Genomic DNA, 24,769 nt, shown 5'->3' on the forward strand with positions numbered 1-24,769 from the left:
TTCGGGGGACCCCGTTAGTCTAGAGGCGTGAGTTCGTCGATCCCTGGGCATGCCGCGACGGGATCCGATCCACGCAGCGCTCCGGTCGCCCGCGTCTCGCGCGCGGCGCTGGCGGCCAACGCGCGCACCGCGCGGGAGCGCGGCATCCGTCGCTACGGAACCGCTGTGCTGCAGGCGGACGCCTGGGGGCACGGCGCCGTGCTCGTGCAGCAGGTCCTCGACGCCGCGCAGTTCGCTTCCGCCGCCGACGGCACGCCCGCCGACGCCGACGACGTGCTCGCTCCCGAGACCCTGTTCGGCCTCCCCGGCGGCGATGCCGGCACGACACCGGCCCTGCGCCTGTCGGGCACGGTGCTGTCGGTCAAGGACCTCCGCGCCGGCGAGGGGGTCTCGTACGGGTACGCCTTCCGCGCACCCGCCGACACGCGGATCGCGCTCGTCACGGGCGGGTACGCGCAGGGCGTCGTCCGCGGGCTCGGCGGGGCCGTGGACGTGAGCATCGCGGGGGAGCGGCATCCGATCGTCGGACGCGTCGCGATGGACGTCTGCGTCGTGGACGTCGCGGATGCCGCGGTCCGACGCGGCGACGAAGCGCTCTTCCTCGGCGACCCCGGCGCAGGAGAGCCGTCGCTTGCCGACTGGGTGCGCGCGACCGGGCTGCGCTCCTCGGAGCTGATCACGACGGTCGGGCTCCGCGCACTCCGCGAGGAGCTTCCGTGACCGCGACGCTGCACGTGGACCTGACCGCCCTCGTCGCCAACATCACGAGGGTGCGCGAGACCGTCGCTCCGGCCGAGCTGATCCTCGTCGTCAAGGACGACGCGTACGGACACGGTCTGGGTCCCGTCGTGCGGGCCGCGGCGGGCGCCGGCGTCCGCTGGTTCGGCGCGTTCGACATCGGCACGGCCCGGGCGGTGCGCGGGGAGCTCGGCCACGACGTCCGCATCTTCGCCTGGATCGCGGCCGCGCACGCGGATCTCCGCGCCGCCGCCGAGGCGGGCATCGACCTCGGGGTGGGAGACGCCGACCTGCTCGAGGACGCGGCGGCCGCGGCCTGGCGTGTCGGGCGGCCGCTGCGCGTGCACCTGAAGCTCGACACGGGTCTGCACCGCAACGGCGTGCGCCCCGAGGCGTGGCCCCGCTTCGTCTCCCGGGCGGCCGCGCTGGAGGCGGAAGGCGCGCTGGACGTCGTGGGCATCTGGAGCCACATCGCCGAGGCGTCGGACGACGAGGACGACGACGCGCGCGCCCTGTTCGAGCGCGGGCTGCAACAGGCGCACGACGCGGGGCTCCGCCCCGTCGTCAGGCATCTCGCCGCCAGTGCGGCCTCGTTCGCGCGCCCGGAGTTCCGGTACGACATGGTTCGCGTGGGCGCCTTCTGCTACGGCATCCGCTCGGCCGGAGGTCCGTCCGCGGGCCAGCTCGGACTCGTGCCCATCGCCCGGCTGGAGGCTGAGGTGCTCGGCGTCGGAGCGGACGGGGTACGCGTCGACGTGGGCGCGCTGCACGGGCTCCCGTCGCGCCTGGAAGGGCGGGCGAGCGTGGCCACACCGGCGGGGACCCGGCTGCTCCTGTCCGTGGGGGAGATGGACTCGCTGATCGCTGCGTGGCCCGGAGCGGCCGCCGGAGACCGCGTGATCGTGTACGGGGCCGGCGCGGACGGCGAGGCGAGCGCGACCGACCTCGCCGAGCTCATCGGCACGATCGGCGAGGAGATCGCCGTGCGCGTCTCACCGCTGGTCCCGCGTTCGTACGCGGTGGAGTGAAGCCCGTCGCCGTCAGTCGGCGTCGGACAGCCGCGCGGTCTCGTCGTGCCAAGCCGTGGCGATCGCGCGAAGCTTCTCTTCGTACTTGCGGCCGTGGTGCGCGCAGAACAGCAGCTCGCTGCCGTTGACCTCGGCGGCGATGTACGCCTGGGCGCCGCAGGAGTCGCAGCGGTCCACCGCCGTGAGGCGGTGCTCGAGGACGGCGCCATTCTCGGTGGGTGTCGAAAGCGTGGTCATCTCGGTGCCTCCTCGTATGCGTAGAACTCCGTAGCGGTCATGAAATACAACCACGCGCACGTCTGAGAATGCCCGGAACCGACCACATTTCGCTGAGCGCGTACGCGTCCGACCCCATGGTGCGTGTCTACGCGGACGTGTCGGGAGCCCCGATTACCATGGGAGATTGTGACCTCCGAGTACTCCGCCCATCATCTGCAGGTGCTCGAGGGGCTGGAGGCGGTCCGGAAGCGCCCCGGCATGTACATCGGCTCGACCGACGCCCGCGGCCTCATGCACTGCCTCTGGGAGATCATCGACAACTCCGTCGACGAGGCGCTCGCGGGGCACGGCTCCCGCATCGACATCGTGCTCCACGCCGACGGCAGCGTGGAGGTGCGCGACCGCGCGCGCGGCATCCCGGTCGACATCGAGCCCCGCACGGGCCTCTCCGGCGTCGAGGTCGTCTTCACCAAGCTCCACGCCGGCGGCAAGTTCGGCGGAGGGTCGTACGCCGCGTCCGGCGGCCTCCACGGCGTCGGGGCATCCGTCGTCAACGCGCTCTCGGAGCGGCTCGACGTCGAGGTCGATCGCGGCGGCAAGACGTGGGCGATGTCGTTCCACCGCGGCGAGCCCGGGATCTTCTCCAACGGCAGTCCGGACTCCGCCTTCACGCCGTTTGAGGAGCGCAGCGAGCTGCGCGTCGTGGGCCGCGCGGCCAAGGGCGTCACGGGCACGCGCATCCGGTACTGGGCCGACCGCCAGATCTTCACGAAGGACGCGGCGTTCAACCTGCAGGAGCTCGAGCAGCGCGCCCGGCAGACGGCGTTCCTCGTCCCCGGTCTCGAGATCGTCATCCGCGACGAGCGTCCCGGCACCGAGACCGGCGAGCCTGTCGAGACGAGCTACCGCTTCGACGGCGGCATCTCCGAGTTCGCCGACTTCCTTGCACCCGACGCCGGCGTGACCGACACGTGGCGCCTCACCGGCTCCGGCACCTTCACCGAGACCGTGCCGGTGCTGCAGGCATCCGGCGCCATGGTCCCCACCGAGGTCGAGCGGGAGTGCCAGGTCGACATCGCCGTGCGCTGGGGGACCGGCTACGAGACGGTGTCCCGGTCGTTCGTCAACATCATCGCCACCCCGAAGGGCGGCACGCACCAGCAGGGATTCGAGCAGGGTCTGATGAAGGTGCTGCGCGATCAGGTCACGCAGAACGCGCGACGGCTGAAGGTCGGGAACGACAAGCTCGAGAAGGACGACATCCTCGCCGGTCTCACCGCCGTCCTCACCGTCCGCCTCCCCGAGCCTCAGTTCGAGGGACAGACCAAGGAGGTCCTGGGCACCCCGGCCGCCCGCCAGATCGTCGCCAACGTCGTCACGCGGGAGCTCACGGCCCGATTCTCCTCGTCCAAGCGCGATGACAAGGCCCAGACCTCGCTGCTGCTGGACAAGGTCGTCTCCGAGATGAAAGCCCGCATCTCCGCGCGCACGCACAAAGAGACCCAGCGCCGCAAGAACGCCCTCGAGTCGTCCTCCCTCCCTGCGAAGCTCGCCGACTGCCGTTCGAACGACGTGGGCGAGTCCGAGCTGTTCATCGTCGAGGGCGACTCTGCGCTGGGCACCGCCAAGCTCGCCCGCAACAGCGAGTACCAGGCGCTGCTGCCGATCCGAGGCAAGATCCTCAACGTGCAGAAGGCGTCGGTCAGCGACATGCTGTCCAACGCCGAGTGCGCCGCGATCATCCAGGTGATCGGCGCCGGGTCGGGCCGCTCGTTCGAACTGGACGCCGCACGCTACGGCAAGATCATCCTGATGAGCGACGCCGACGTCGACGGCGCGCATATCCGCACGCTGCTGCTCACGCTGTTCTTCCGATACATGCGCCCCCTCATCGAAGAGGGCCGCGTGTTCGCCGCCGTGCCGCCGCTTCACCGCGTGGTGGTCATGAACCCGGGCTCCAAGCCCAACGACACCATCTACACCTACTCCGAGGCGGAGCTGCACGGGCTGCTCACCAAGCTCACGAAGGCGGGCAAGCGCTGGCAGGAGCCGGTGCAGCGCTACAAGGGGCTCGGCGAGATGGACGCGGATCAGCTCGCGACCACGACGATGGATCGCGCCGGCCGCACGCTGCGTCGGGTGCGGATGGAGGACGCCGAGTCCGCGGCATCCGTCTTCGAGCTGCTGATGGGCAACGACGTCGCTCCCCGCAAGGAGTTCATCATCGACTCGAGCGACCGGCTCGCGCGCGAGCGCATCGATGCGTGACGCGAGTCGGATCAAGGTCGGGTAGCGCGCGAGGAACGAGCACGCGTATCGAGACCTCCCACCGCCGACCCGCCCCGGTCAGCGGACGCCGGTGCCGATCGCCCCGATGACACCGTCCAGCGTCGTGCCCGAGGCATCGCGCTTGGCCCCCGATGCCGGGAGCGCGCGAACGGCGCCGTCCGGCCCGATCGCGCGCGGATCGGTGCCGACCCAGGCGATCGTGATCGCGTCTTCGCCCCTGAGGAACCGCTGAGCCCGCACTCCGCCGGTCGCACGTCCCTTCGCGGGGAACTCGCTGAACAGCGACACCTTGGCGCTCCCGGCGTCGGTGCCGGCGATCGCCGTGGTCGATCCGGCGACCGTGACCACCACGGCGTCGAACTCGGACGGTCCGACGACGTCGAAAGCGACGACCTGGGCGCCGTCAGCGAGGCGCATGCCCGCCATGCCCCCGGCCGACCGGCCCTGCGGGCGCACCGAGGAGGCGTCGAAGCGCAGCAGCTGGGCGTCGCTGGCGACGAACACGAGCTCGGCACCGTCGGAGGCCGGTGCGGCGCCGACCACGCGGTCGCCGTCCTTGAGGGAGATGATCTCGATGTCGTGCTTGGTGCCGAGCTCGCCGGCCGCGACGCGCTTGACGACGCCCTGCGCGGTGCCGAGCGCGATCGGCGGGGTGCTTGCCAGCGGAACGATGGCGACGACGTGCTCGCCGCCGCTGAGGCCGAGGTACTGGTCGCCGCGGGTCCCCGCCGCGAGCTGCACCGAGTTGCCGGGCACGGAGGGGAGATCGACGGGGGAGAAGCGGATCAGTCTGCCGAGGCTCGTCACCGCGCCGAGGTCACCGCGGGTGGTCGTATCGACCGCGGATCGGACCGCGTCGTGCTTGGACCGGCGGGCAGGCGGGACGATGCCGCCGCCGGGGGCGTCGGCGACGAGCTCGGCGCGCACCATGCGGCCGGTCGCCGACAGGAACACACGGCACGGCGCGTCGGCGATCTGCAGATCGGCGGGGACCGCGGCCGCACGCGATCGGGGCTGCACGGGGCCGCCGTTGAGGAGGAGCGTGCGGCGGGGGGTGCCGAACGCCTCGGCGGCGGCATCCAGCTCCTTGGCCACCTGCGCGCGCAGCAGGACGTCGCTGCCGAGGAGCTCCTCGAGCTCGGCGATCTCGCGCTTGAGATTGTCACGCTCCGTCTCCAGCTCGATGCGCGAGAACTTCGTCAGCCGCCGAAGCCGGAGCTCGAGGATGTACTCCGCCTGCGGCTCGGAGAGGTCGAAGACGTTCATCAGGCGCCCGCGCGCCTGCTCGCCGTCGTCGGAGGTGCGGATGACCTGGATGACCTCGTCGATGTCGAGGATGGCGATGAGCAGACCCTCGACCAGGTGCAGGCGCTCGTTGCGACGGGCCAGGCGGTAGCGGCTGCGCCGGGTCACCACGCTGATGCGGTGATCGAGGTACACGCGCAGCAGCTCGCGGAGGCCGAGCGTCTGCGGCTGGCCCTCGACGAGTGCGACGTTGTTGATGCCGAACGAGTCCTCGAGCGGGGTCAGCCGGTAGAGGTGCTCGAGGACGGCCTGCGGGTCGAACCCGGTCTTGATGCCGATGACGAGGCGCAGGCCCTTGTGGCGGTCGGTCAGGTCGGTGACGTCCGAGATGCCCTGGAGCTTCTTGGCGTTGACCGCGTCCTTGATCTTCTCGATCACGCGCTCGGGACCCACGAGATACGGCAGCTCGGTGACGACGAGGCCAGTGCGGCGCGGCCCGAGCGACTCGATGGAGACCTTCGCGCGGGTGCGGAAGCTGCCGCGGCCGTTCGTGTAGGCGTCCTTGATCCCGTCGAGACCGACGATGATGCCGCCGCCGGGGAGGTCGGGCCCGGGCACGAACTCCATGAGCTCGTCCACCGTGGCGTCGGGGTTGTCGAGCAGGTGGGTCGCGGCGCCGACCACCTCGATGAGGTTGTGCGGCGCCATGTTGGTCGCCATGCCGACGGCGATGCCGGTGGTGCCGTTGACGAGCAGGTTCGGGAACGCCGCCGGCAGCACCTCGGGCTGCTGGAACTGCCCGTCGTAGTTCGGGATGAAGTCGACGACGTCCTCGTCGAGGTTCTCGGTGAGCGCCAGGGCGGGTGGCGCGAGACGCGCCTCGGTGTAGCGCGGGGCCGCGGGGCCGTCATCGAGCGAGCCGAAGTTGCCGTGCCCGTCCACGAGCGGCACGCGCAGCGAGAACGGCTGGGCCAGACGCACGAGGGCGTCGTAGATGGGCGCATCGCCGTGCGGGTGCAGCTTTCCCATCACCTCGCCCACGACACGGGCGCTCTTGACGTGCCCGCGGTCGGGACGCAGGCCCATGTCGGCCATCTGGAAGAGGATGCGCCGCTGCACCGGCTTCAGCCCGTCGCGGGCGTCCGGCAGCGCGCGCGAATAGATGACCGAGTACGCGTACTCGAGGAACGACGTCTGCATCTCGGACGAGACGTCGACGTCCTCGATGCGTCCGTGATCGGCGGCTGCGGGATCGGTGCGGGAAGCGGGCATGTGACGATGAGGCCTCGGGTGACGGCGGGAGCGAGGTGGGGAGATCGCAGTGTGCGAGACTGGCCCCGATGTCCTTCAGCCTACCCGCGGACCCGCCCCGCGCCCGGAGCCTCACCCGTGTCGTTCCCGAGATGTCGGCGGCTCTGACGGGCGACTCCGAATGGTTCGCGCCCGCCCGGAGCGCGATCGTGTGGGTGCTCGACGGGCTCGGCGCGCACAGCCTCTCCGCCCGCGCGGGGCATGCCCGCTTCCTCGCCGAGGCCCGATCGAAGCGGGATGTCGCACGAACGGTCTTCCCCTCGACGACCGCCGCCGCCCTCACGAGCCTGCTCACCGGCGCGCAGCCGGGGGAGCACGGCATCGTCGGCTACCGCGCCCGCGTGCCCGGCACCGATGACGTCGTGAATCAACTGCGCGGCTGGGACACCGACGATCTGCCGCTCTCGTTCCAGCGCGCGACGCCGCTTTCGGCGACGCTCGGCCGCCCCTTCTTCGCCGTCTCGCGCGAGGAGTACCAGAGCACCGGTTTCACCGTCGCCACGCTCGGCGACGCCGAGTTCCACGCCGCCGACGACCTGGAAGACCGCGTGCGGATCGCCGCCGACCTCGCGGCGGGGCATCCGGGCTCCCTCGTCTACCTGTACGCGCCGGATCTCGACGCCGTCGGACACAAGCGCGGCTGGGAGTCCGACGAGTGGATCGCGGTGCTGGAGCACGTGGATGCCGCCGCGCGCACGCTCGCCGCCGCGGTCGACCGCGGCACGGGCGTCGTGGTGACCTCCGACCACGGAATGATCGACGTGCCGCGCCACCGGCACGTCCTGCTCGAGGAGGGTCCGCTGCTGGAGGGGGTGCGCCTGATCGGCGGCGAGCCGCGCATGCTCCACCTGTACGCCGAGCCCGGGCAGGCGGACGCCGTGCTCGACCGGTGGCGCGAGGCCGAGGCATCCCGCTCGTGGGTCGTCTCGCGCACCGAGCTGGAGGCGTCCGGCCTGATGGGTGACGTGGCACCGGAGGTCCGCGAGAGGATCGGCGACGTCGTGGTCGCCGCCCGCTCGGGCATCGCCTACTACGACGACCGGCTGGCCGACAAGGCGCCGCAGAAGATGGTCGGTCAGCACGGATCGTTGACCGACGAAGAACGGGTCGTCCCGCTCATCCGGCTCGGTGCGTTCGCCTGATCCGCAGACCTGACGGCAGCGTCCGCGTGGTCCCGGTCAGTCGTCGGAGCGGGCGCCGAAGACGATCTCGTCCCACGAGGGCATCGACGTGCGGCCCTTGCGGCGACCCGCCTCGGCCACGGCGGGGGAGGGAGGCTGGTAGTCGGACGCCGGCGGCTCGTCGTCGCCGGCCGTCTCCTCGTAGCCCGGCTCGAGCGCGTCGAACAGGGCGACCGGCGCGGTGCTGCGGGGCGACGCAGCGACCTCCTCGACCCCTGGCAGCGGTTCGCGCTGGCCCCGCCTGCGACGCAGCGCCTCGAGCAGGTCGGCTGTCTCGGCCGAGGTCGTCACGGGAGGCTCGCTCGCGCGCTTGATCGCCGCCTGCTGCACGGCCGCCGCTGCCGGCGCCGGCAGGTCCGGCGACTCGAGGTCGGCGTCGGGAAGCCGGCGCGGGCCGAACGCGCCGCTGTCGAACCGGGAGTCGTCCTTGGCGGGGGCGGTCTCGAGCGCCCGCAGACGGGGGATCAGGCCTTCCGGCAGCGATCCCTGACGCGAGAGCTGGATCGCGTCGGAGTTCAGCGGCGACAGCGTGGAGCGGCGCGGATCGAATCCCCAGCGGGCGTCGTGGCCGATGTCGTTCGAGGTGAACTCGAGCTTGACGATCCAGCCGGTCGGCTCCTTCCAGCTGGTCCACCGCTCTCCGACGGCTCCGGCCTCCGCGAGCTTACCGCGCACCGCCGACCCGAAGGTGGTCTGGCCGTCGCCCTCGAGGTCGCCGCCCAGCAGCACCGGGACGGCCAGCGCCTGGCCGACGACGTGCTCGCGCTCGGCGAGCACGGGACCCTCGAAGCGGACGACGTCCTCGACGCGGGCGCCCAGCAGTTCGGCCACCTCGCGCGCGGAAAGCCCCGAGCGGATGTGCGACTGTATCTCGCGCGGGCTCGGCCGAGGAGTCTGCGCGTCGGTGTCGCGCTCCTTGCGCGCCTTGCGCAGCTCCACACGCAGCACGTCGTCGACGTCGAGCGAGAATCTCTCGCCGGACTCGGTCGCCAGAACGAGCTTGTCGTCCTCGGTTCCGATCACCTTGAGCTGTTCCATGCGAAACGCCCCTCCGATCCTGCCTGTCCGCCCATGCTGACACAGCGGACTGCGCGCGCCGGGAATATCCGGCGCGCGCCGCGAGTTTCACGCGGCAGCACCCCCGAGAGCGGCCGGATCGCATTTGCGAAATGAGGACCGGTCGTGCAAACTATCGCCGCCCGCAAGGGCCAGCGCAACCCGCGATACCCCGGAAGTAGAGACCTTCACGCATGGCCACCGATTACGACGCCCCCCGCAAGACCGAGGACGACAGCGAGTCGATCGAAGCGCTCAAGGAGCGCGTTCCCGACAAGCTCTCGGGTTCGGTCGACGTGGAGGACGCCGACAACCCGTCGGGCTTCGAGCTGCCCGGTGCCGACCTGTCGGACCTCGAGCTCGACGTCGTCGTTCTCCCGCCCCAGGAAGACGAGTTCACCTGTTCGAACTGCTTCCTCGTCAAGCACCGCTCGCAGCTCGATCACGACACCGCGCACGGGCCTATCTGCTCGGAGTGCGCGGCCTGATCTGAGCCCGCCGCACCGCGGCGGCCAGCCGATCCGGCGTCCGCGAGGAGATCACCCACGCGGTCGTCGGGTCGTCGGGATCGGTCACGGGGATCACCACGACCCCGTCGATGCCCCCGCGGATGAGATGCCACGACCGCGGATCCAGACCCGCCCCGCGCGCGTGACGCGCATCGTCGCCCGTGTGCATCGCCGGGTCTCCGAGGAACTCCACTCCGATGTGGGCGCGCCCCGCCCGCAGCTCGCCGTCCCGGATCTCGACGACCGGCGCTGCCGCGATCAGCACGCCGACGAGGAGCACCCCCACCGCCACCCCGATGACGAGCGCGACCGTGGTGTCGACGGGAGTGAGCACGAGCGCCACCATCGGAGCGGCCAGCGCCGCCGCTACCAGGATCCACAGCGAGGGACCCAGCCGCTCGCGATAGCCGTCGGTCCGAGGGCCCGCGGCTCCGGCATGACGCGTTGAGTTCTGCATTAGCCTCATGGGGTGACTGAAACGGTGGACGTCCCCATTATCGCCCCCGACGTCCCGGCGTACGCCCACCCGGGCGACGCGGGCGCCGACCTCGTGGCGGCCGAGGCGGTGCGCCTGGAGCCCGGTGGGCGCGCCCTCGTCGGGACCGGCGTGCGCATCGCGCTCCCGGAGGGCTACGTCGCGTTCGTGGTGCCCCGCAGCGGTCTGGCCGCGAAGCACGGCATCACGGTCGTCAACGCCCCCGGCACCATCGACGCCGGCTACCGCGGCGAGATCAAGGTCATCCTGCTCAACACCGACCGCGAGCAGGCCCACGACATCGCCGTCGGCGACCGCATCGCGCAGCTGATCGTGATGCCGGTGCCCCGCGCCGTGTTCATCCGCGTGGAGACCCTGCCCGACAGCGTGCGCGGCGAGGGCGGCTTCGGCTCCACCGGCTATCAGAAGGACGGAGTCCTGGCATGACCGATCCCTCATCCGCCGACGGGCCGCGCAAGGTCGCGCCCGAGGACCGCGCCGAGACGGGGCCCTTCGACGAGTCCGAGGCGAATCCCGTGCGGCCGTACATCGACCTCGGCGGGATCAAGATCCTCCCGCGCGAGGGCCTGAACCTGCGCCTCGAGGTCGAGGAGCAGACCAAGCGCATCGTCGCCGTCGGGCTGGACTACGCCGGCTCGACACTCCAGGTGCAGCCCTTCGCCGCCCCGCGCTCGGCGGGCCTCTGGGAGGAGACGCGCGAGCAGATCCGCCAGCAGATCCGCCAGCAGGGCGGCCGCGTCGAGGAGCGCGAGGGCCCGCTCGGGCCCGAGCTGCTGGCCGAGGTGCCGGTCGTGGCAGGCCCGGACGGCACCGCCGGCAAGCGCCTCGCGCGCTTCGTGGGCGTCGACGGACCGCGCTGGTTCCTGCGCGGCGTGATCGGCGGGGCGGCCACCGCCGACGTCGAGGCGGCCGCTGCCGTCGAGGACCTCTTCCGCTCCATCGTGGTGGTGCGCGGCGGATCGCCGATGCCCCCGCGCGACCTCATCCCGCTGCGGATGCCGGCGACGCCGGGCACGGCGTGAGCGACGCCCCGCGGTTCGACGACGACGCCGGCCGTCCCGCTCCCGGCGGCACGGCGGGCGACGCCGGCGAGCAGACCGATGCCGCGCCCTCGGCATCCGACGTGCTCGGCGCCGCCCTGGGCGGCGCCGCGCGCCGCGCCGGACTCGATCCCGCCGAGGGGAAGAGCACGGGCCACGTCGTGTGGGCCGCCATGGGCGGCTGGCGCGGCATCCTCGAGTCCGTGCTCCCCGGCGTGGTGTTCCTCGTCGCCTGGACCGCGACGTACGACTCCGATCCGGACGTGCGCTCGGGGAACCTTCCGCTGAGCCTCGGGCTGTCGGTCGGCCTCGCCGCGGTCTTCACCGTCGTGCGCCTGATCCAGCGCCAGTCCGCGAGCGCGGCGATCGGCGGTCTGATCGCCGCAGCCGCCGCAGCGGGACTGTCCCTGTGGACCGGACGGGGAGAGGACAGCTTCATCCCGGGCTTCCTCACCAACACGCTGTACGGCACCGCGTTCCTCGTCTCGGCGTTCGTCGGATGGCCGCTCATCGGCCTCGCCGTCGGATTCCTGATGGGGGAGGGCACCGCGTGGCGCGCCGACCGGCGCAAGCGGCGCGTGTTCTTCTGGCTCTCGATCGCCTGGGCCGCGCTGTTCGCACTGCGCCTCATCGTCCAGGTGCCGCTGTACCTCGCCGGTGACGTGGCCGCCCTCGGCACGCTCAAGCTCATCATGGGCCTGCCGCTGTTCGCGCCTCTCGTCGCCGTGACGTGGCTCGCCGTGCGTGCGCTCTACCCGTCCTCGCCGAAGTGATACATTTATCTTGACATCAAGATACTTTCCCGCCGCACGATAAGGGAGACCTCACTAGCCGAGGGCTCCGGTGCGGGGGAAGATGGGGATGCCGGACTCCGGCCCGATCCCGCCGCCGACGAAGGAGACAGACGTGTCCACGGTTGACAGCTTCGGTGCGAAGAGCACCCTGACGGTCGGCAGCACCGACTACGAGATCTTCCGCATCGACACCGTCGACGGCTACGAGAAGCTCCCGTTCAGCCTCAAGGTGCTGCTGGAGAACCTGCTGCGCACCGAGGACGGCGCGAACGTGACGAAGGAGCAGATCAAGGCCCTCGGCTCGTGGAACCCCGACGCCGAGCCCGACACCGAGATCCAGTTCACGCCGGCCCGCGTCGTGATGCAGGACTTCACCGGCGTGCCCTGCATCGTCGACCTCGCCACGATGCGCGAGGCCGTGACCGCCCTCGGCGGCGACCCGAACCGCATCAACCCGCTGTCGCCCGCCGAGATGGTCATCGACCACTCCGTGATCGCCGACCTGTTCGGCACCGAGAACGCCCTCGAGCGCAACGTCGAGATCGAGTACGAGCGCAACGGCGAGCGGTACCAGTTCCTCCGCTGGGGGCAGACGGCGTTCGACGACTTCAAGGTGGTCCCGCCCGGCACCGGCATCGTGCACCAGGTGAACATCGAGCACCTCGCGAAGGTGATCTACGACCGCCAGGTCGACGGGGTCCTGCGCGCCTACCCCGACACCTGCGTCGGAACCGACTCGCACACCACCATGGTCAACGGCCTGGGCGTGCTGGGCTGGGGCGTCGGCGGCATCGAGGCCGAGGCCGCCATGCTCGGCCAGCCCGTCTCGATGCTGATACCGCGCGTCGTCGGCTTCAAGCTGACCGGCGAGATCCCCGCCGGCGTCACCGCGACCGACGTCGTGCTGACCATCACCGACATGCTGCGCAAGCACGGCGTGGTCGGCAAGTTCGTCGAGTTCTACGGCGAGGGGGTCGCCTCGGTGCCGCTGGCGAACCGCGCCACCATCGGCAACATGAGCCCGGAGTTCGGCTCGACCGCCGCGATGTTCCCCATCGACGACGTCACGCTCGAGTACCTCCGCCTCACCGGGCGCGACGAGGACGCCGTCGCGCTGGTCGAGGCGTATGCCAAGGAGCAGTCGCTCTGGCACGACCCGACGCGGGAGCCGGCCTTCAGCGAGTACATGGAGCTGGACCTCGGGACCGTCGTCCCCTCGATCGCAGGCCCCAAGCGCCCGCAGGACCGCATCCTGCTGTCCGAGGCGAAGGCGCAGTTCGAGAAGGACATCGTCAGCTACGCCACGGCCTCCACCTCCGACGACATCGTCGACCTCGAGTCCAAGCACTCCTTCCCCGCTTCCGACCCGGGCCAGGTCCCCGGCGAGGAGGAGCCCACCACGCGTCCGGTGCACATCAACAGCGGCGCCCCGGCGACGGCGTCCAAGCCGGTCAAGGTCACCACGCCCGACGGCGAGGCGTACATCCTCGACAACGGCGCCGTCACGCTGGCCGCCATCACGTCGTGCACCAACACCTCCAACCCGTCGGTCATGATCGCGGCCGGTCTGCTGGCCAAGAAGGCGGTCGACAAGGGCCTCAAGCGCAAGCCCTGGGTGAAGACCACGCTCGGCCCGGGTTCCAAGGTCGTCACCGACTACTACGAGAAGTCCGGCCTGGACAAGGCGCTCGAGGGCCTGGACTTCTTCACCGTCGGCTACGGCTGCACCATCTGCATCGGCAACTCGGGTCCCCTCATCGAGGAGGTCTCCGCCGCGATCAACGACCATGACCTCGCGGTGACCGCGGTGCTCTCGGGCAACCGCAACTTCGAGGGCCGCATCAGCCCCGACGTGAAGATGAACTACCTCGCCTCGCCGCCCCTCGTGGTCGCGTACGCGCTGGCGGGCTCGATGAACTTCGACTTCGAGACCGACCCGCTGGGCAAGGACACCGAGGGCAACGACGTCTTCCTGAGGGACATCTGGCCCTCGCCCGACGAGGTCCAGCAGATCATCGACACGTCGATCTCGCGCGAGCAGTTCATCACCCAGTACGCGACGGTGTTCGAGGGCGACGAGCGGTGGAAGAACCTGCCCACGCCGACCGGTCCGATCTTCGAGTGGAACGACGAGTCGACCTACGTGCGCAAGCCCCCGTACTTCGAGGGCATGACGATGGAGCTGACCCCGGTCAGCGACATCACCGGCGCGCGGGTCATGGCGACGCTGGGCGACTCGGTGACCACCGACCACATCTCGCCGGCGGGCAACATCAAGGCCGGCACGCCGGCCGCGCAGTACCTCACCGAGCACGGCGTCGCGCAGAAGGACTTCAACTCCTACGGCTCCCGTCGCGGCAACCACGAGGTCATGATCCGCGGCACGTTCGCGAACATCCGCCTGAAGAACGAGCTCGTCGCCGCGGTCAACGACGGTCAGATCGTCGAAGGCGGCTTCACGCGCGACTTCACCCAGGAGGGCGGCCCGCAGTCGTTCATCTACGACGCGAGCATGAACTACCAGGCGCAGGGAACGCCCCTGGTCGTCTTCGGCGGCAAGGAGTACGGCTCCGGCTCGTCGCGCGACTGGGCGGCCAAGGGCACGAGCCTGCTCGGCGTGAAGGCCGTGATCACCGAGAGCTTCGAGCGCATCCACCGCTCGAACCTCATCGGCATGGGCGTGGTCCCGCTGCAGTTCCCGGCCGGCGAGAGCTGGCGCTCGCTCGGTCTGGACGGCACCGAGATCGTCTCGATCGAGGGCCTCGAGCAGCTCAACGAGGGCGTCACGCCCAAGACGGTGCGCGTCACCGCCGAGCCCAGCGAGTTCTCGCCCGAGGGCAAGCAGACTGTCGTGTTCGACGCGGTCGTCCGCATCGACACGCCCGGCGAGGCCGACTACTACCGCAACGGGGGCATCCTGCAGTACGTGCTCCGCTCGCTGGTCTGACAGCCGATTCACGGGGGACCGGATGCCGAGGCATCCGGTCCCTCGTTCATGCCGCGGGTAGACTGACAGGGCCCTTCCGGGCCGGAAAGGAGCGGGGATGTCGCTGCTGTCGTCCATCGCCGGACCCCGTGACCTCGACGCGCTGACCACCGACCAGCTGGAGCAGCTCGCGGACGAGATCCGCGGCTTCCTCGTCGAGAACGTCGCCCGCACCGGGGGTCACCTCGGCCCGAATCTCGGCGTCGTGGAGCTCACCATCGCTCTGCACAGGGTGTTCGACTCGCCGAACGACCCGATGATCTTCGACACCGGTCACCAGTCGTACGTGCACAAGCTGCTGACCGGCCGCCAGGACTTCTCGCGGCTCCGCGCACGTGGGGGCCTGGCCGGCTACCCCCAGCGCTCGGAGAGCCTCCACGACGTCGTCGAGTCCTCGCACGCCTCCAGCTCGCTGAGCTGGGCCGACGGCGTATCCCGGGCCCTCACGCGCACCGGGCGCAAGGACCGCCACGTCATCGCCGTCGTCGGCGACGGATCGCTCACCGGCGGCATGACGTGGGAGGCGCTCAACAACATCTCCGACGACAACGACCGGAACCTGGTGATCGTCGTCAACGACAACGGGCGGTCGTACGCCCCCACGATCGGCGGCATGGCGCGGTATCTGAACCGCGTGCGCACCGCCGAGTCGTACCGCACGCTGCACCGCGGCTCCGACAACCTGTTCCGCAAGCTCGGCCCGGCCGCGCGCGCGGTCTATCGCGGCGTGCGGGGCGGGACCCACGGATTCCTGTCCCGCTTCACCAACAACGCCGCCCTCTACTCGAACCTCGACATCAAGTACCTGGGTCCGGTGGACGGCCATGACCTGCCGACCCTCATCGAGACGCTCGAGCTGGCCAAGGAGTACGGCGCGCCCGTCATCGTCCACGCCATCACCGAGAAGGGCCGCGGCTACGCGCCCGCACTGTCGGACGAGGCCGACCAGTTCCACGCGGTGGGCAAGATCGACCCCCTCACGGGAGCGGCCCTGGGCTCCTCCGGCGGCCTCGCATGGACCGACGTCTTCGCCGACGAGCTCGTCGCGGTCGGCGACGAGCGCGAGGACATCATCGCCATGACCGCCGCCATGCTGCGGCCCACGGGACTCCTCTCGTTCGCGCAGCGCTTCCCCGACCGCGTCTACGACGTCGGCATCGCCGAGCAGCACGCCGTCGCCTCGGCGGCCGGCCTCGCCTTCGGCGGGCTGCACCCCGTCGTCGCGATCTACGCGACATTCATGAATCGCGCGTTCGACCAGGTGCTGATGGACGTCGCGCTCCACCGCGCGGGCGTCACGTTCGTCCTCGACCGCGCGGGGGTGACCGGACCCGACGGTCCCAGCCACCACGGCATCTGGGACCTCGCGATGCTGCAGATCGTGCCGCACATCCGCATCGCCGTGCCCCGCGACGAGCCGCGGCTGCGCGAGGAGCTCCGCGAGGCCGTCGCCGTCGACGACGCGCCGACCGTGGTCCGCTTCCCGAAGGGCGCCGTCAGCCCGGAGCTGCCGGCGATCGAGCGCCTCGAGGACGGTGTCGACGTGCTGGTGCGCTCCGACGCCCACGACGTCCTCCTCGTGGGCATCGGCCCGATGGCGCACATCGCCGTCGACGTGGCCGAGCGGCTTCGCGCCCAGGGGATCGGCGCCACCGTCGTCGACCCGCGGTGGGTCGTCCCGGTGCAGCCGTCGATCGTGGAGCTGGCGGCATCCCACCGCCTCGTCATCACCATCGAGGACGGCATCCGTGTCGGCGGCATCGGCACGCGCGTGCGGCAGGTGCTGCGCGAAGCGGGAATCGACACGGCCGTCGACGAGCTCGGCGTGCCCGACGAGTTCATCGACCACGCGAGCCGCGAGCAGATCCTCGAGGACGCCGGTCTCACGCCCGCGAAGATCGCGCAGGACGTCGTCGCCCAGGTGCTCGGCACGCGCATCCCCGTCGCCCGCGGAGCCCAGACCAGCGAGATCCCCACGCTGCCGGACCTGGCCCGCACGCGCGACGAGCGCCGCTAGACGGAGCTCAGCCGGTCCGCCAGCATGGCGGCCGCCGCGCCCCACTCGGACCGTGCGGGACCGGGCGCGAGGGGCGCGACCGCCTGCGACAGCAGGTATCCGTCGGTGAGCGCATCGCCGGTCACGATCACGCGCAGCAGCTCCACGCCGCATTCTCTGCGCACGAGCTCGGTGCACGCAGCCACGATGCGCGGCGACAGCACGTCGTTCGGCGGGAGGACCGCGCCGTCCAGCTCGTGCACGAGGTCGCGCAGCGCGGCGCCGACGATGTTGCCCGCCCGCTCCTTCACGTTCAGCACGTCCAGTTCGAGCACCCGCAGGTCGTGGCCCGAGACGATGGGCCGCCAGTCGAACGACGCATGGACGAGGTGCTGATGCCCGCTCGCCGCCGTGAGGCAGCGCGCCGGGAGATCCGTCGATCGGGCCCGGACGTCGACCATGCGGTACCAGTACAGGATCGGGAACGCCCCGTGGGTGCCCGGTCGCAGCACCACGACCTCGCCGCGGCCGTCGTCCGACCCGCGCACCCGTCGGATGATCGGCTTGCCGTTGCGCGTGCGGATCGCGGCCGAGCCCTCGTCCACCGTGACCAGGAAGAGCTTCATGAGCGCCGGGACCACCACGAGGAGGGTCAGCGCCGCGCCGCTCGTCTTGACGAGCACGCTGAGCGCGTTGCCGCTGAACAGCCCCGAGATCGCATCCAGCACCCGGACTCCTCCCGATCGTCCCTGAGTAAAGGATGCCCTGCGTCGATCCCGGGACATCGCCGAAGACGCCCCTGCTCGCGAGATGTTCACCGGCATGACCGCCGGCGTTCCACGGCGGGGGTGCGGTCGTTCGCCGCGCCGGCCGCTGTCGCCCCCGCGGCACGCACGGGGCGCACCCTCCGAGGAGGATGCGCCCTGCGCGGCCCGCCTGTCGTCGGTCGGCTCAGCTGCCGATGCCCGTGATCACCGGGTGGTGGAAGGTGTCGCCGAATGCCCGCTGCGAAGCCCCCTCGCGGTCGAGGTAGGGCGATGCGCCACCGTCGATGAACGGCCAGCCGGCTCCGAGGATGAGGCACAGGTCGATGTCCTGCACCTCCGGGACCACGCCCTCGTCGAGCATGATCCTGATCTCCTGGGCGAGTCCGTCCTGGACGCGCTCGAGAATGGTCTCCGCCGAGGCGGGCGAGGAGCCGACGGCGGGCTTGAGCACCTTCTCCGCCGCCTTCGTCCAGCCGGTCACGCGGCCGCCCTTGTCCTTCTCGACCACCTGCGGCAACTCCGCGAGGGCGTGGAAGTTCTCGTTCGCGTAGAAGCGGTCGGGGAAGGCGCGCACCATCGTGTCCTGCACGTGTGCGGCGACCTTCCATCCGACCAGGTCGATCAGCTGGAACGGTCCCATCGGCAGTCCGAGCGGCGCGAAAGCCTTCTCGACGTCGGCGATGGGAGTGCCCTCGTACACCGCGCGCGCCGCCTCGCCCATGACCTTGGCGAGCAGCCTGTTCACCACGAAGCCCGGCGCATCCGCCGTCAGCACGCCGTTCTTCCCGAGGCTCTTCGCCACGACGAAGGCCGTCGAGAGTGCGGCATCCGACGTCTGCGGCGTCTTCACGATCTCGATCAGCGGCATGACCGCCACCGGGTTGAAGAAGTGGAAGCCCACCAGGCGCTCGGGATGCGTCAGCTTCGCGCCGATCTCCGCCACGGACAGCGACGAGGTGTTGGTGGCGAGGATGGCGTCCTCCGCGATGATCTTCTCGATCTCGCCGAACACCTGCTGCTTGACCGCCACCTCCTCGAATACGGCCTCGATCACGAAGTCGCAGTCGGCATAGAGCGTCTTGTCGGTCGTGCCGGTCACGAGGGCGCGCAGCCTGTTGGCCGCGTCGCCGTCGAGTCGCCCCTTCGCCTCGAGCTTGCCGATCTCGTCGTGGATGTAGGCCACACCCTTGTCGACGCGCGCCTGATCGAGGTCGGTGATGAGCACCGGCACCTGCAGCTTGCGGACGAACAGCAGCGCGAACTGGCTGGCCATGAGGCCGGCGCCGATGATGCCGACCTTGGCGACCTTCTTCGCCAGGGCCTTGTCAGGAGCCCCGACCGGCCGCTTGGCGCGCTTCTGCACCAGATCGAACGCGTACATGGATGCCGCGAACTGGTCGCCGGTGACGAGCTCGGCCAGCGCCTCGTCCTCGCGGGCGAAGCCCTCGGCCTTGGTGCCGCCCTTCGCCTTGTCGAGGAGGTCCAGCGCCACGTACGGCGACTTCGGGACCGTCCCGATCCTGGACTCGAGCATGCCGCGTGCCATCTTGATCGCGATGGGCCACTTGGTGAGGCGCTCGATCTTCCCGGGCTCGTGCTTGCGCTCGACCTTGGTCTTGCCGCTGAGCACGCGGTCCGCCCAGTTCAGCGAATCCTCGAGGTAGTTCGCCGCCGGGAAGATCGCGTCCACGATCCCGTAGTCGAACGCCTGCTGCGGCTTGAGCATGCGGTTCTGCTTCAGCGGGTTGGAGATCACGACCTCGAGGGCGTTCTCGATGCCGATGAGGTTCGGCAGCAGGTAGGCGCCGCCCCAGCCGGGGATGATGCCGAGGAAGACCTCGGGGAGGGCGATCGCGGCGGCCGAGGCATCCACCGTCCGGTACGTGCTGTTCAGCGCGATCTCGAGGCCGCCGCCCAGCGCCAGCCCGTTCACGAACGCGAACGTCGGCACCCCCAGCTCGGACAGCATGCCGAAGACCTTGTGACCCAGCTGGGCCACCAGGCGTGCGTTGTCCTTCGAGCCGACCTTGCTGATGTCGGAGAGGTCGGCGCCCGCCGCCAGGATGTACTGCTTGCCGGTGATGCCGACCGCCTGGATCTCACCGGCCGCGGCACGCCCCTCGAGCGCCTCGAGCGTCTCGCCCAGCTGGAACATCGTCGCCGGTCCCAGCGTGTTGGGGCGGGTGTGGTCGCGACCGTTGTCGAGCGTGATGAGGGCGAGCACCTTGCCGGAGGGGAGGCGGATGTCGCGCACCCGCGAGTGCGTGATCACCTCGCCCTCCGTGACGGCGAGGATGGGGGAGAAGTCGATGTCGTCGTAGTTCGTCATTCCGCGCTTACTTCCGCTTCTTTCCGTCGTAGAACGGGTTCTCCCAGATGACCGAGCCGCCTTGGCCCAGACCGACGCACATCGCGGTGAGGCCGTAGCGCACGTCGGGTCGTTCGGCGAACTGCGCCGCGAGCTGGATCATCAGGCGGACGCCGGACGCCGCCAGCGGGTGGCCGAAGGCGATGGCGCCGCCCCACTGGTTGACGCGCGGGTCGTCGTCGGCGATGCCGAAGTGGTCGAGCAGGGAGATCACCTGGATGGCGAACGCCTCGTTGAGCTCGAACAGTCCGATGTCGCCGATCGTCAGGCCCGCCTTCTTCAAGGCCTTCTCCGTCGACGGGATCGGCCCGATGCCCATGATCTCGGGCTGGACGCCGGCGAACGCGAACGAGACGAGCTTCATCTTCGGCGTGAGCCCGAGCTCCTTGACCGCGCCGCCACCGGCGAGGAGCGACATCGTCGCACCGTCGGTGAGCGGCGACGAGGTGCCCGCGGTCACCCGGCCGTGCGGGCGGAACGGGGTCTTGAGGCCGGCGAGGTCCGCCATCGTGGTACCCGGCCGCCGGCCCTCGTCCTCGGTCGCGAGACCCCACGAGCCGTCGGCGTCCTTGATCGCGACCGGCACGAGATCCGGCTGGATCTTGCCGGCGTCGTACGCCGCCTGCACCTTGTGCTGGCTGAGCATGCCGAAGCGGTCGGAGCGCTCCTTGGTCAGGTGGGGGAACCGGTCGAAGATGCGCTCGGCGGTGACGCCCATGTTGAGCGCCCCGGGGTCGACCATCTTCTCCGCGACGAAGCGGGGGTTGGGGTCGGCGTTGCCGCCGATCGGGTGGTGGCCCATGTGCTCCACCCCGCCGGCCAGGGCGACGTCGTACATGCCCACGCCGATCGAGGCGGCCATCGTCGTGACGCTGGTCATCGCGCCCGCGCACATGCGGTCGATCGCGAAGCCCGGGACGGTCTGGGGGAGCCCGGCGAGGATCGCGACGCTGCGGCCGAGGGTCAGGCCCTGATCGCCCGTCTGCGACGTCGCGGCGATGGCGACGTCGTCGACGCGGTCCCTCGGAACGCCCGGATTGCGCTCCATGAGTCCGATCGTCGCCTTGACGGCGAGGTCGTCCGCTCGGGTGTTCCAGTACATGCCCTTTTCGCCGGCGCGCCCGAACGGGGTGCGCATGCCATCGACGAAGTAGACGTCCGAAATCTCGGCCACTCTGCCTCCAAAAGTTGGGATGACGCCAGCCTAGGAGGGCGGTCGGAGCGGTCTGAATCGGGTGGCGGAAACCTACGAAGCCGTTTCGGAGGGCTCCGACACGGCTTGCACGGATCCCACAAAGGCATCGGCGATCAGCTGTGCAGTCTGCGCAATCTGCCACGACCGCGCGCCGAGCGAGGCGAGCGCGTCGCCGATGGATGCCTCGGTCACCGGCTCCGGCGGCGTCCACGCGATGCGCCGCAGCAGCTCGGGAGTCAGCAGGTTCTCGGTCGGCATGCGCAGCTCCTCCGCCCGCCGCTCGACGACGGGGCGCGCCGCCTTCAGGCGCGCGTCCGCCTCGGGGTTGCGGTCCGCCCACGCGCGGGGCGGCGGGAGCGAGTCCCCGCCCGTCGCGCGCTCCAGCGGGAGGTGGCTCGTGGCACGGCCCGCCTCGATGGCGGCCCACCAGCGATCGAGCTGAGAGCGGCTGGCCCGCCCGGTGAACTCCTTCACAGCGGCCAGTGCGCTCTTCGACTTGGGGTCGGCGAGCACCGCGGCCACCAGCGCGCGGTCGGGCACGAGTCGCCCGGGCGCGACGTCCTCCGCCCGCGCGTACTCCTCGCGCGCGGTCCACAGCTCACGGGCGACGGCCAGCGCCTTGCGTCCACGTACCGTGTGCAGGCCGCTCAGGCGACGCCACGGCTCTTCGCGCGGCGGCTTCGGCTCGCGTTCGAGCACGGCGCGGAACTCCTCGGCCGCGAAGTCGGCCTTGCCCTGCTCGTGAAGCTCCTCGAGCAGCTTGTCGCGCACGTCCACGAGGTGCTCGACGTCCAGTGCCGCGTACTCCAGCCACGACTGCGGCAGCGGACGGGTGGACCAGTCCGAGGCGGAGTGCGCCTTGGCGAGGGTGATCCCGAGGGTGTCCTCCACGACCGCACCGAGGCCAACCCGGTCATGACCCAGAAGTCGCGCGGCGAGCTCGGTGTCGAAGATCGAGTCGGGCACGAGGCCCAGTTCGCGCAGTGACGGCAGGTCCTGGCTGGCGGCGTGGAGGACCCACTCCTCGTGACCGATCGCGTCCTGCAGCGCCTGGAAGTCCCCGATGGGCGGAGGGTCGAACAGGAACACGCCGACGCCGCGACGGAACACCTGCACGAGGTATGCGCGTTGCGAGTAGCGGAATCCGGAGGCGCGCTCGACGTCGACGGCCACAGGCCCCTGGCCGGCGGCCAGCCGGCGCGCGGCGTCGGCGAGGTGGCCCACCTCGTCGATCACCTCATAATCAACCACGCGGCGTCCTGCGCGAACCCAGCATCGCGATCCCTTCCGAGCCGGGCGGGAGCCCGGCGAGCATGCATACCAACTCCGCCCATGCTTCCACGTGCGGAGCGATCGCGCCTTCCGGTGACCAGGACGCCCGCAGCTCGATCTGCGCACCGTCTCCTTCCGCGGCAAGGGAGCCGAAACCTTTGGAGAGCGTCTTCGTGGCCGTCCCGGAGGCCGAATGGAACCCGGCGCGACGCGACGCCAGCGCGTCGGTGAGCCACGTCCACGCGACATCGGCCAGGAGCGGATCGACTCCGATCTCCGGCTCGAGCGGCGCCTGGGCGAAGCACACGATGCGCCAGGGGCCGTTCCACGGCGCCGGCTCCTCCGGATCGTGCAGCAGCACGAGCCGACCCGTGCCGTACGGCGAGTCGACGTCGTCGGGGGAGGAGCGCACATCGCCCGCGATCGCGAGCGCCTGGGGCGCCAGCCCCTGCGGTGCCGGGATCTCACGCACCGTCAGGTCGTCGCGGAACGAGATCGAGCGCACCGCCTCGGCCGCCTGCTCGAACGAGCTCGGTGCCGCGGGGGGACGCTGGTCAGCCACGCGGACAGACTAGAGTGATGCCTCGATGGTCGCCTTCAGGCGCGCCGCGATGGGCGGCGCAACCCGCAGCTCCGCCACCCGGCCCCGCACACCCGCCTACGTCGCCGGGGTCAAAGCCGCGCTCACGGTGCTGAGCGTCGCGCTGGCCGGGACGCTCGGCGCCCTCGCCGCCGGGTCCGTCCTGATGGCCCGCCGCGTCGTCACGCCGACGCGGCGCGAGCCCGACACGCGCATCCTCGCCCTGGACACCGCCGCGCAGACGATCACGCTGTCGCGGACGCCCGACACCGCGCTTCCGGGGCGCTACGGCCTGTTCACCAAGGGCACCTCGGACTACATCAAGCTCGGCTCGGTGCTCTCGGAGGACGCCACCAGCGTCAAGCGCAAGCTGCTCACCCATATCGGCTCCGACGCCGAGCTCGCCCCCGAGGCGGCCTTCAGCGGCTGGTACTACGACCGTCCCGAGCAGCTGCACCTTCCCTTCAGCCCGGAGCTCATCGGCTCGACCGTCGGCCCGTGCCCGGCGTGGCTCTTCCCGGCGGGCTCCGGCGAGACGTGGGTCATCCAGGTGCACGGGCGCGGTACGACGCGCGCCGAGTGCCTGCGCGCGGTCCCCGTCTTCCACGGGCTCGGCATCACCTCGCTCGTGGTCTCGTACCGCAACGACGGTGAGGCGCCGCGCAGCCGCAGCGGCACCTACGGGCTGGGATCGACGGAATGGCGCGACGTCGATGCCGCCGTCGGGTTCGCCCGGCGACGCGGCGCCCGCCGGATCGTGATCATGGGCTGGTCGATGGGCGGAGCGATCGCGCTGCAGCTGGCCCTGAACTCCGCACACCGCGACGCGATCGCCGGCCTGATCCTCGAGTCGCCCGTCGTGGACTGGAGCCTCGTGCTGAAGTACCAGGCGCGCGAGCAGCGCGTGCCCGACGCGATCACGGGTCTGGCGATGGAGGCGCTCCGTACGGAGTGGGCGGCCCCGCTCACCCGCACCGGCGCGGCGATCCGCCTCGACCAGCTCGACGTGCTGTCGCGCGCGAGCGAGCTGCGGCATCCGATCCTCATCCTCCACAGCGACGACGACGGCTACGTCCCCTCGGACGCCTCGCACGACCTCGTCGTCGCCCGCCCCGATCTCGTCCAGATGCAGGTGTTCGAGGTCGCGCGGCACACGAAGCTGTGGAACTACGACCAGGAGCGATGGAGCGACAGCATCCGCTCGTGGCTCGCAGCGCAGGGCCTCCTGCCCGACTGAGGAGTGCGCGCGTGTCAGGCGGCCGCTTTGGCGCGCACCTGCCGCTGCGCGCGCAGCAGCATGCCCGTCATGCCCGAGATCCGCAGCGGCGACACGACGCGGGTGAGCCCCAGCGTCTGGGGAAAGTCGCCCGGCACCGCGAGGACCTCGCCGGCTGTCAGCCCGGTGAGGCCCTGGGCCAGGATGCTGGCGAACCCGCGCGTCGTCGGCGCCTCGGGCGGCGCCGTCGCGTGCATGGCCACGGTGCCGTCGCCGTCGACGTCCACGACGATGAAGACGGGGGACTGGCACTCGACGACGCGCTCGTAGAGCTCGGGGTGGCCTTCGTACTCCGCCGGCACGGCGGGCAGCTCGTACGAGTACTCCAGGAGCAGCTGCAGCCGGTCGGCTTCGGGCAGCTCCAGGAACTCGTCGCGGATCTCGGCGAGGCGCTCGGGCAGGGCGGTGTCGGTCATCCCCGCC

General features: G+C 70.9%; 21 protein-coding genes. 11 read left to right on the forward strand and 10 right to left on the reverse strand.

What is annotated here, in order from left to right:
• The first annotated feature begins 27 nt into the window (after nucleotides 1-27).
• Together ACZBH1_RS15600 and ACZBH1_RS15605 are read left to right on the forward strand one after the other, a co-directional pair.
• Nucleotides 28-720 carry an alanine racemase C-terminal domain-containing protein gene (locus ACZBH1_RS15600; RefSeq protein WP_463646897.1) on the forward strand — a complete coding sequence of 231 codons (693 nt, stop codon included), beginning with the start codon at nucleotides 28-30 and terminating at the stop codon, nucleotides 718-720.
• Nucleotides 717-1,766 carry an alanine racemase gene (locus tag ACZBH1_RS15605; protein WP_463646898.1) on the forward strand — a complete coding sequence of 350 codons (1,050 nt, stop codon included), beginning with the start codon at nucleotides 717-719 and terminating at the stop codon, nucleotides 1,764-1,766. Before ACZBH1_RS15600 ends, ACZBH1_RS15605 begins: the two co-directional genes overlap by 4 nt.
• Before the next feature lie 12 nt (nucleotides 1,767-1,778).
• Here ACZBH1_RS15605 and ACZBH1_RS15610 read toward each other — a convergent pair whose 3' ends face one another.
• Entirely contained in the window at nucleotides 1,779-2,003 is a 225-nt protein-coding gene (locus tag ACZBH1_RS15610; RefSeq protein ID WP_463646899.1) for a DUF7455 domain-containing protein, read from the reverse strand.
• A gap of 165 nt (nucleotides 2,004-2,168) precedes the next feature.
• Here ACZBH1_RS15610 and ACZBH1_RS15615 point away from each other — a divergent pair, with 165 nt between their 5' ends.
• Nucleotides 2,169-4,253 carry a DNA gyrase/topoisomerase IV subunit B gene (locus tag ACZBH1_RS15615; protein ID WP_336398067.1) on the forward strand — a complete coding sequence of 695 codons (2,085 nt, stop codon included), beginning with the start codon at nucleotides 2,169-2,171 and terminating at the stop codon, nucleotides 4,251-4,253.
• A 78-nt stretch (nucleotides 4,254-4,331) separates the two neighbouring features.
• On the opposite strand, the gene ACZBH1_RS15620 is transcribed toward ACZBH1_RS15615, so the two are convergent.
• On the reverse strand, nucleotides 4,332-6,791 hold the full coding sequence (locus ACZBH1_RS15620) for a DNA gyrase/topoisomerase IV subunit A (protein ID WP_463646900.1): 2,460 nt from the start codon (nucleotides 6,789-6,791) through the stop codon (nucleotides 4,332-4,334).
• Between the two features lie 68 nt (nucleotides 6,792-6,859).
• On the opposite strand from ACZBH1_RS15620, the gene ACZBH1_RS15625 reads away from it, so the two are divergent.
• Nucleotides 6,860-7,972 carry an alkaline phosphatase family protein gene (locus ACZBH1_RS15625; RefSeq protein ID WP_463646901.1) on the forward strand — a complete coding sequence of 371 codons (1,113 nt, stop codon included), beginning with the start codon at nucleotides 6,860-6,862 and terminating at the stop codon, nucleotides 7,970-7,972.
• 36 nt (nucleotides 7,973-8,008) lie between these two features.
• Here ACZBH1_RS15625 and sepH read toward each other — a convergent pair whose 3' ends face one another.
• Nucleotides 8,009-9,049, reverse strand: coding sequence for a septation protein SepH (gene sepH, locus ACZBH1_RS15630; protein ID WP_463646902.1), 1,041 nt, complete (start codon nucleotides 9,047-9,049; stop codon nucleotides 8,009-8,011).
• Nucleotides 9,050-9,261: 212 nt separating this feature from the next.
• On the opposite strand from sepH, the gene ACZBH1_RS15635 reads away from it, so the two are divergent.
• Nucleotides 9,262-9,555: a DUF4193 domain-containing protein gene (locus ACZBH1_RS15635; protein WP_336398032.1), complete on the forward strand. Its 294-nt coding sequence runs from the start codon at nucleotides 9,262-9,264 to the stop codon at nucleotides 9,553-9,555.
• Here the strand turns inward: ACZBH1_RS15635 and ACZBH1_RS15640 are convergent.
• Entirely contained in the window at nucleotides 9,530-10,033 is a 504-nt protein-coding gene (locus tag ACZBH1_RS15640; protein WP_463647063.1) for a DUF3093 domain-containing protein, read from the reverse strand. The genes ACZBH1_RS15635 and ACZBH1_RS15640 overlap by 26 nt on opposite strands.
• Before the next feature lie 12 nt (nucleotides 10,034-10,045).
• Between ACZBH1_RS15640 and dut the strand changes: the two genes are divergently transcribed.
• The 5 genes from dut (at nucleotide 10,046) to dxs (ending at nucleotide 16,909) form a co-directional block, all read left to right on the forward strand.
• Entirely contained in the window at nucleotides 10,046-10,498 is a 453-nt protein-coding gene (dut, locus tag ACZBH1_RS15645; protein ID WP_336398031.1) for a dUTP diphosphatase, read from the forward strand.
• On the forward strand, nucleotides 10,495-11,094 hold the full coding sequence (locus ACZBH1_RS15650; RefSeq protein ID WP_336398030.1) for a DUF3710 domain-containing protein: 600 nt from the start codon (nucleotides 10,495-10,497) through the stop codon (nucleotides 11,092-11,094). The genes dut and ACZBH1_RS15650 overlap by 4 nt, the downstream gene beginning before the upstream one ends.
• Nucleotides 11,091-11,885: a DUF3159 domain-containing protein gene (locus ACZBH1_RS15655; protein ID WP_463646903.1), complete on the forward strand. Its 795-nt coding sequence runs from the start codon at nucleotides 11,091-11,093 to the stop codon at nucleotides 11,883-11,885. The genes ACZBH1_RS15650 and ACZBH1_RS15655 overlap by 4 nt, the downstream gene beginning before the upstream one ends.
• Nucleotides 11,886-12,018: 133 nt before the next feature.
• Nucleotides 12,019-14,853 (forward strand): aconitate hydratase AcnA, encoded by a 2,835-nt coding sequence (gene acnA / locus ACZBH1_RS15660; protein ID WP_336398029.1) that lies wholly within the window; start codon nucleotides 12,019-12,021, stop codon nucleotides 14,851-14,853.
• 97 nt (nucleotides 14,854-14,950) lie between these two features.
• Nucleotides 14,951-16,909, forward strand: coding sequence for a 1-deoxy-D-xylulose-5-phosphate synthase (gene dxs / locus ACZBH1_RS15665; RefSeq protein WP_336398028.1), 1,959 nt, complete (start codon nucleotides 14,951-14,953; stop codon nucleotides 16,907-16,909).
• On the opposite strand, the gene ACZBH1_RS15670 is transcribed toward dxs, so the two are convergent.
• The 5 genes from ACZBH1_RS15670 to ACZBH1_RS15690 all read right to left on the reverse strand — a co-directional run bounded on the left by ACZBH1_RS15670 (nucleotide 16,906) and on the right by ACZBH1_RS15690 (nucleotide 23,052).
• Nucleotides 16,906-17,616 carry an SPFH domain-containing protein gene (locus ACZBH1_RS15670; protein WP_463646904.1) on the reverse strand — a complete coding sequence of 237 codons (711 nt, stop codon included), beginning with the start codon at nucleotides 17,614-17,616 and terminating at the stop codon, nucleotides 16,906-16,908. The two genes, dxs and ACZBH1_RS15670, sit on opposite strands and share 4 nt — an antisense overlap.
• A 223-nt stretch (nucleotides 17,617-17,839) precedes the next feature.
• Nucleotides 17,840-19,984 carry a 3-hydroxyacyl-CoA dehydrogenase NAD-binding domain-containing protein gene (locus tag ACZBH1_RS15675; protein ID WP_463646905.1) on the reverse strand — a complete coding sequence of 715 codons (2,145 nt, stop codon included), beginning with the start codon at nucleotides 19,982-19,984 and terminating at the stop codon, nucleotides 17,840-17,842.
• Nucleotides 19,985-19,991: 7 nt separating this feature from the next.
• On the reverse strand, nucleotides 19,992-21,197 hold the full coding sequence (locus ACZBH1_RS15680; protein WP_336398025.1) for a thiolase family protein: 1,206 nt from the start codon (nucleotides 21,195-21,197) through the stop codon (nucleotides 19,992-19,994).
• A 72-nt stretch (nucleotides 21,198-21,269) separates the two neighbouring features.
• A complete protein-coding gene (locus ACZBH1_RS15685; RefSeq protein WP_336398024.1) occupies nucleotides 21,270-22,469 on the reverse strand; it encodes a ribonuclease D in 1,200 nt (399 codons plus the stop codon).
• Nucleotides 22,462-23,052, reverse strand: a complete 591-nt coding sequence (locus tag ACZBH1_RS15690; RefSeq protein WP_336398023.1) for a DUF3000 domain-containing protein — start codon at nucleotides 23,050-23,052, stop codon at nucleotides 22,462-22,464. Before ACZBH1_RS15690 ends, ACZBH1_RS15685 begins: the two co-directional genes overlap by 8 nt.
• Nucleotides 23,053-23,077: 25 nt before the next feature.
• Here ACZBH1_RS15690 and ACZBH1_RS15695 point away from each other — a divergent pair, with 25 nt between their 5' ends.
• Nucleotides 23,078-24,307: an alpha/beta hydrolase gene (locus tag ACZBH1_RS15695; protein WP_336398022.1), complete on the forward strand. Its 1,230-nt coding sequence runs from the start codon at nucleotides 23,078-23,080 to the stop codon at nucleotides 24,305-24,307.
• Between the two features lie 14 nt (nucleotides 24,308-24,321).
• Here the strand turns inward: ACZBH1_RS15695 and ACZBH1_RS15700 are convergent, their stop codons facing one another.
• Nucleotides 24,322-24,762 carry a SufE family protein gene (locus ACZBH1_RS15700; protein WP_336398021.1) on the reverse strand — a complete coding sequence of 147 codons (441 nt, stop codon included), beginning with the start codon at nucleotides 24,760-24,762 and terminating at the stop codon, nucleotides 24,322-24,324.
• Nucleotides 24,763-24,769 lie beyond the last annotated feature (7 nt).

The sequence above is a fragment of the Microbacterium sp. ZXT2-5 genome (genome assembly GCF_055329545.1).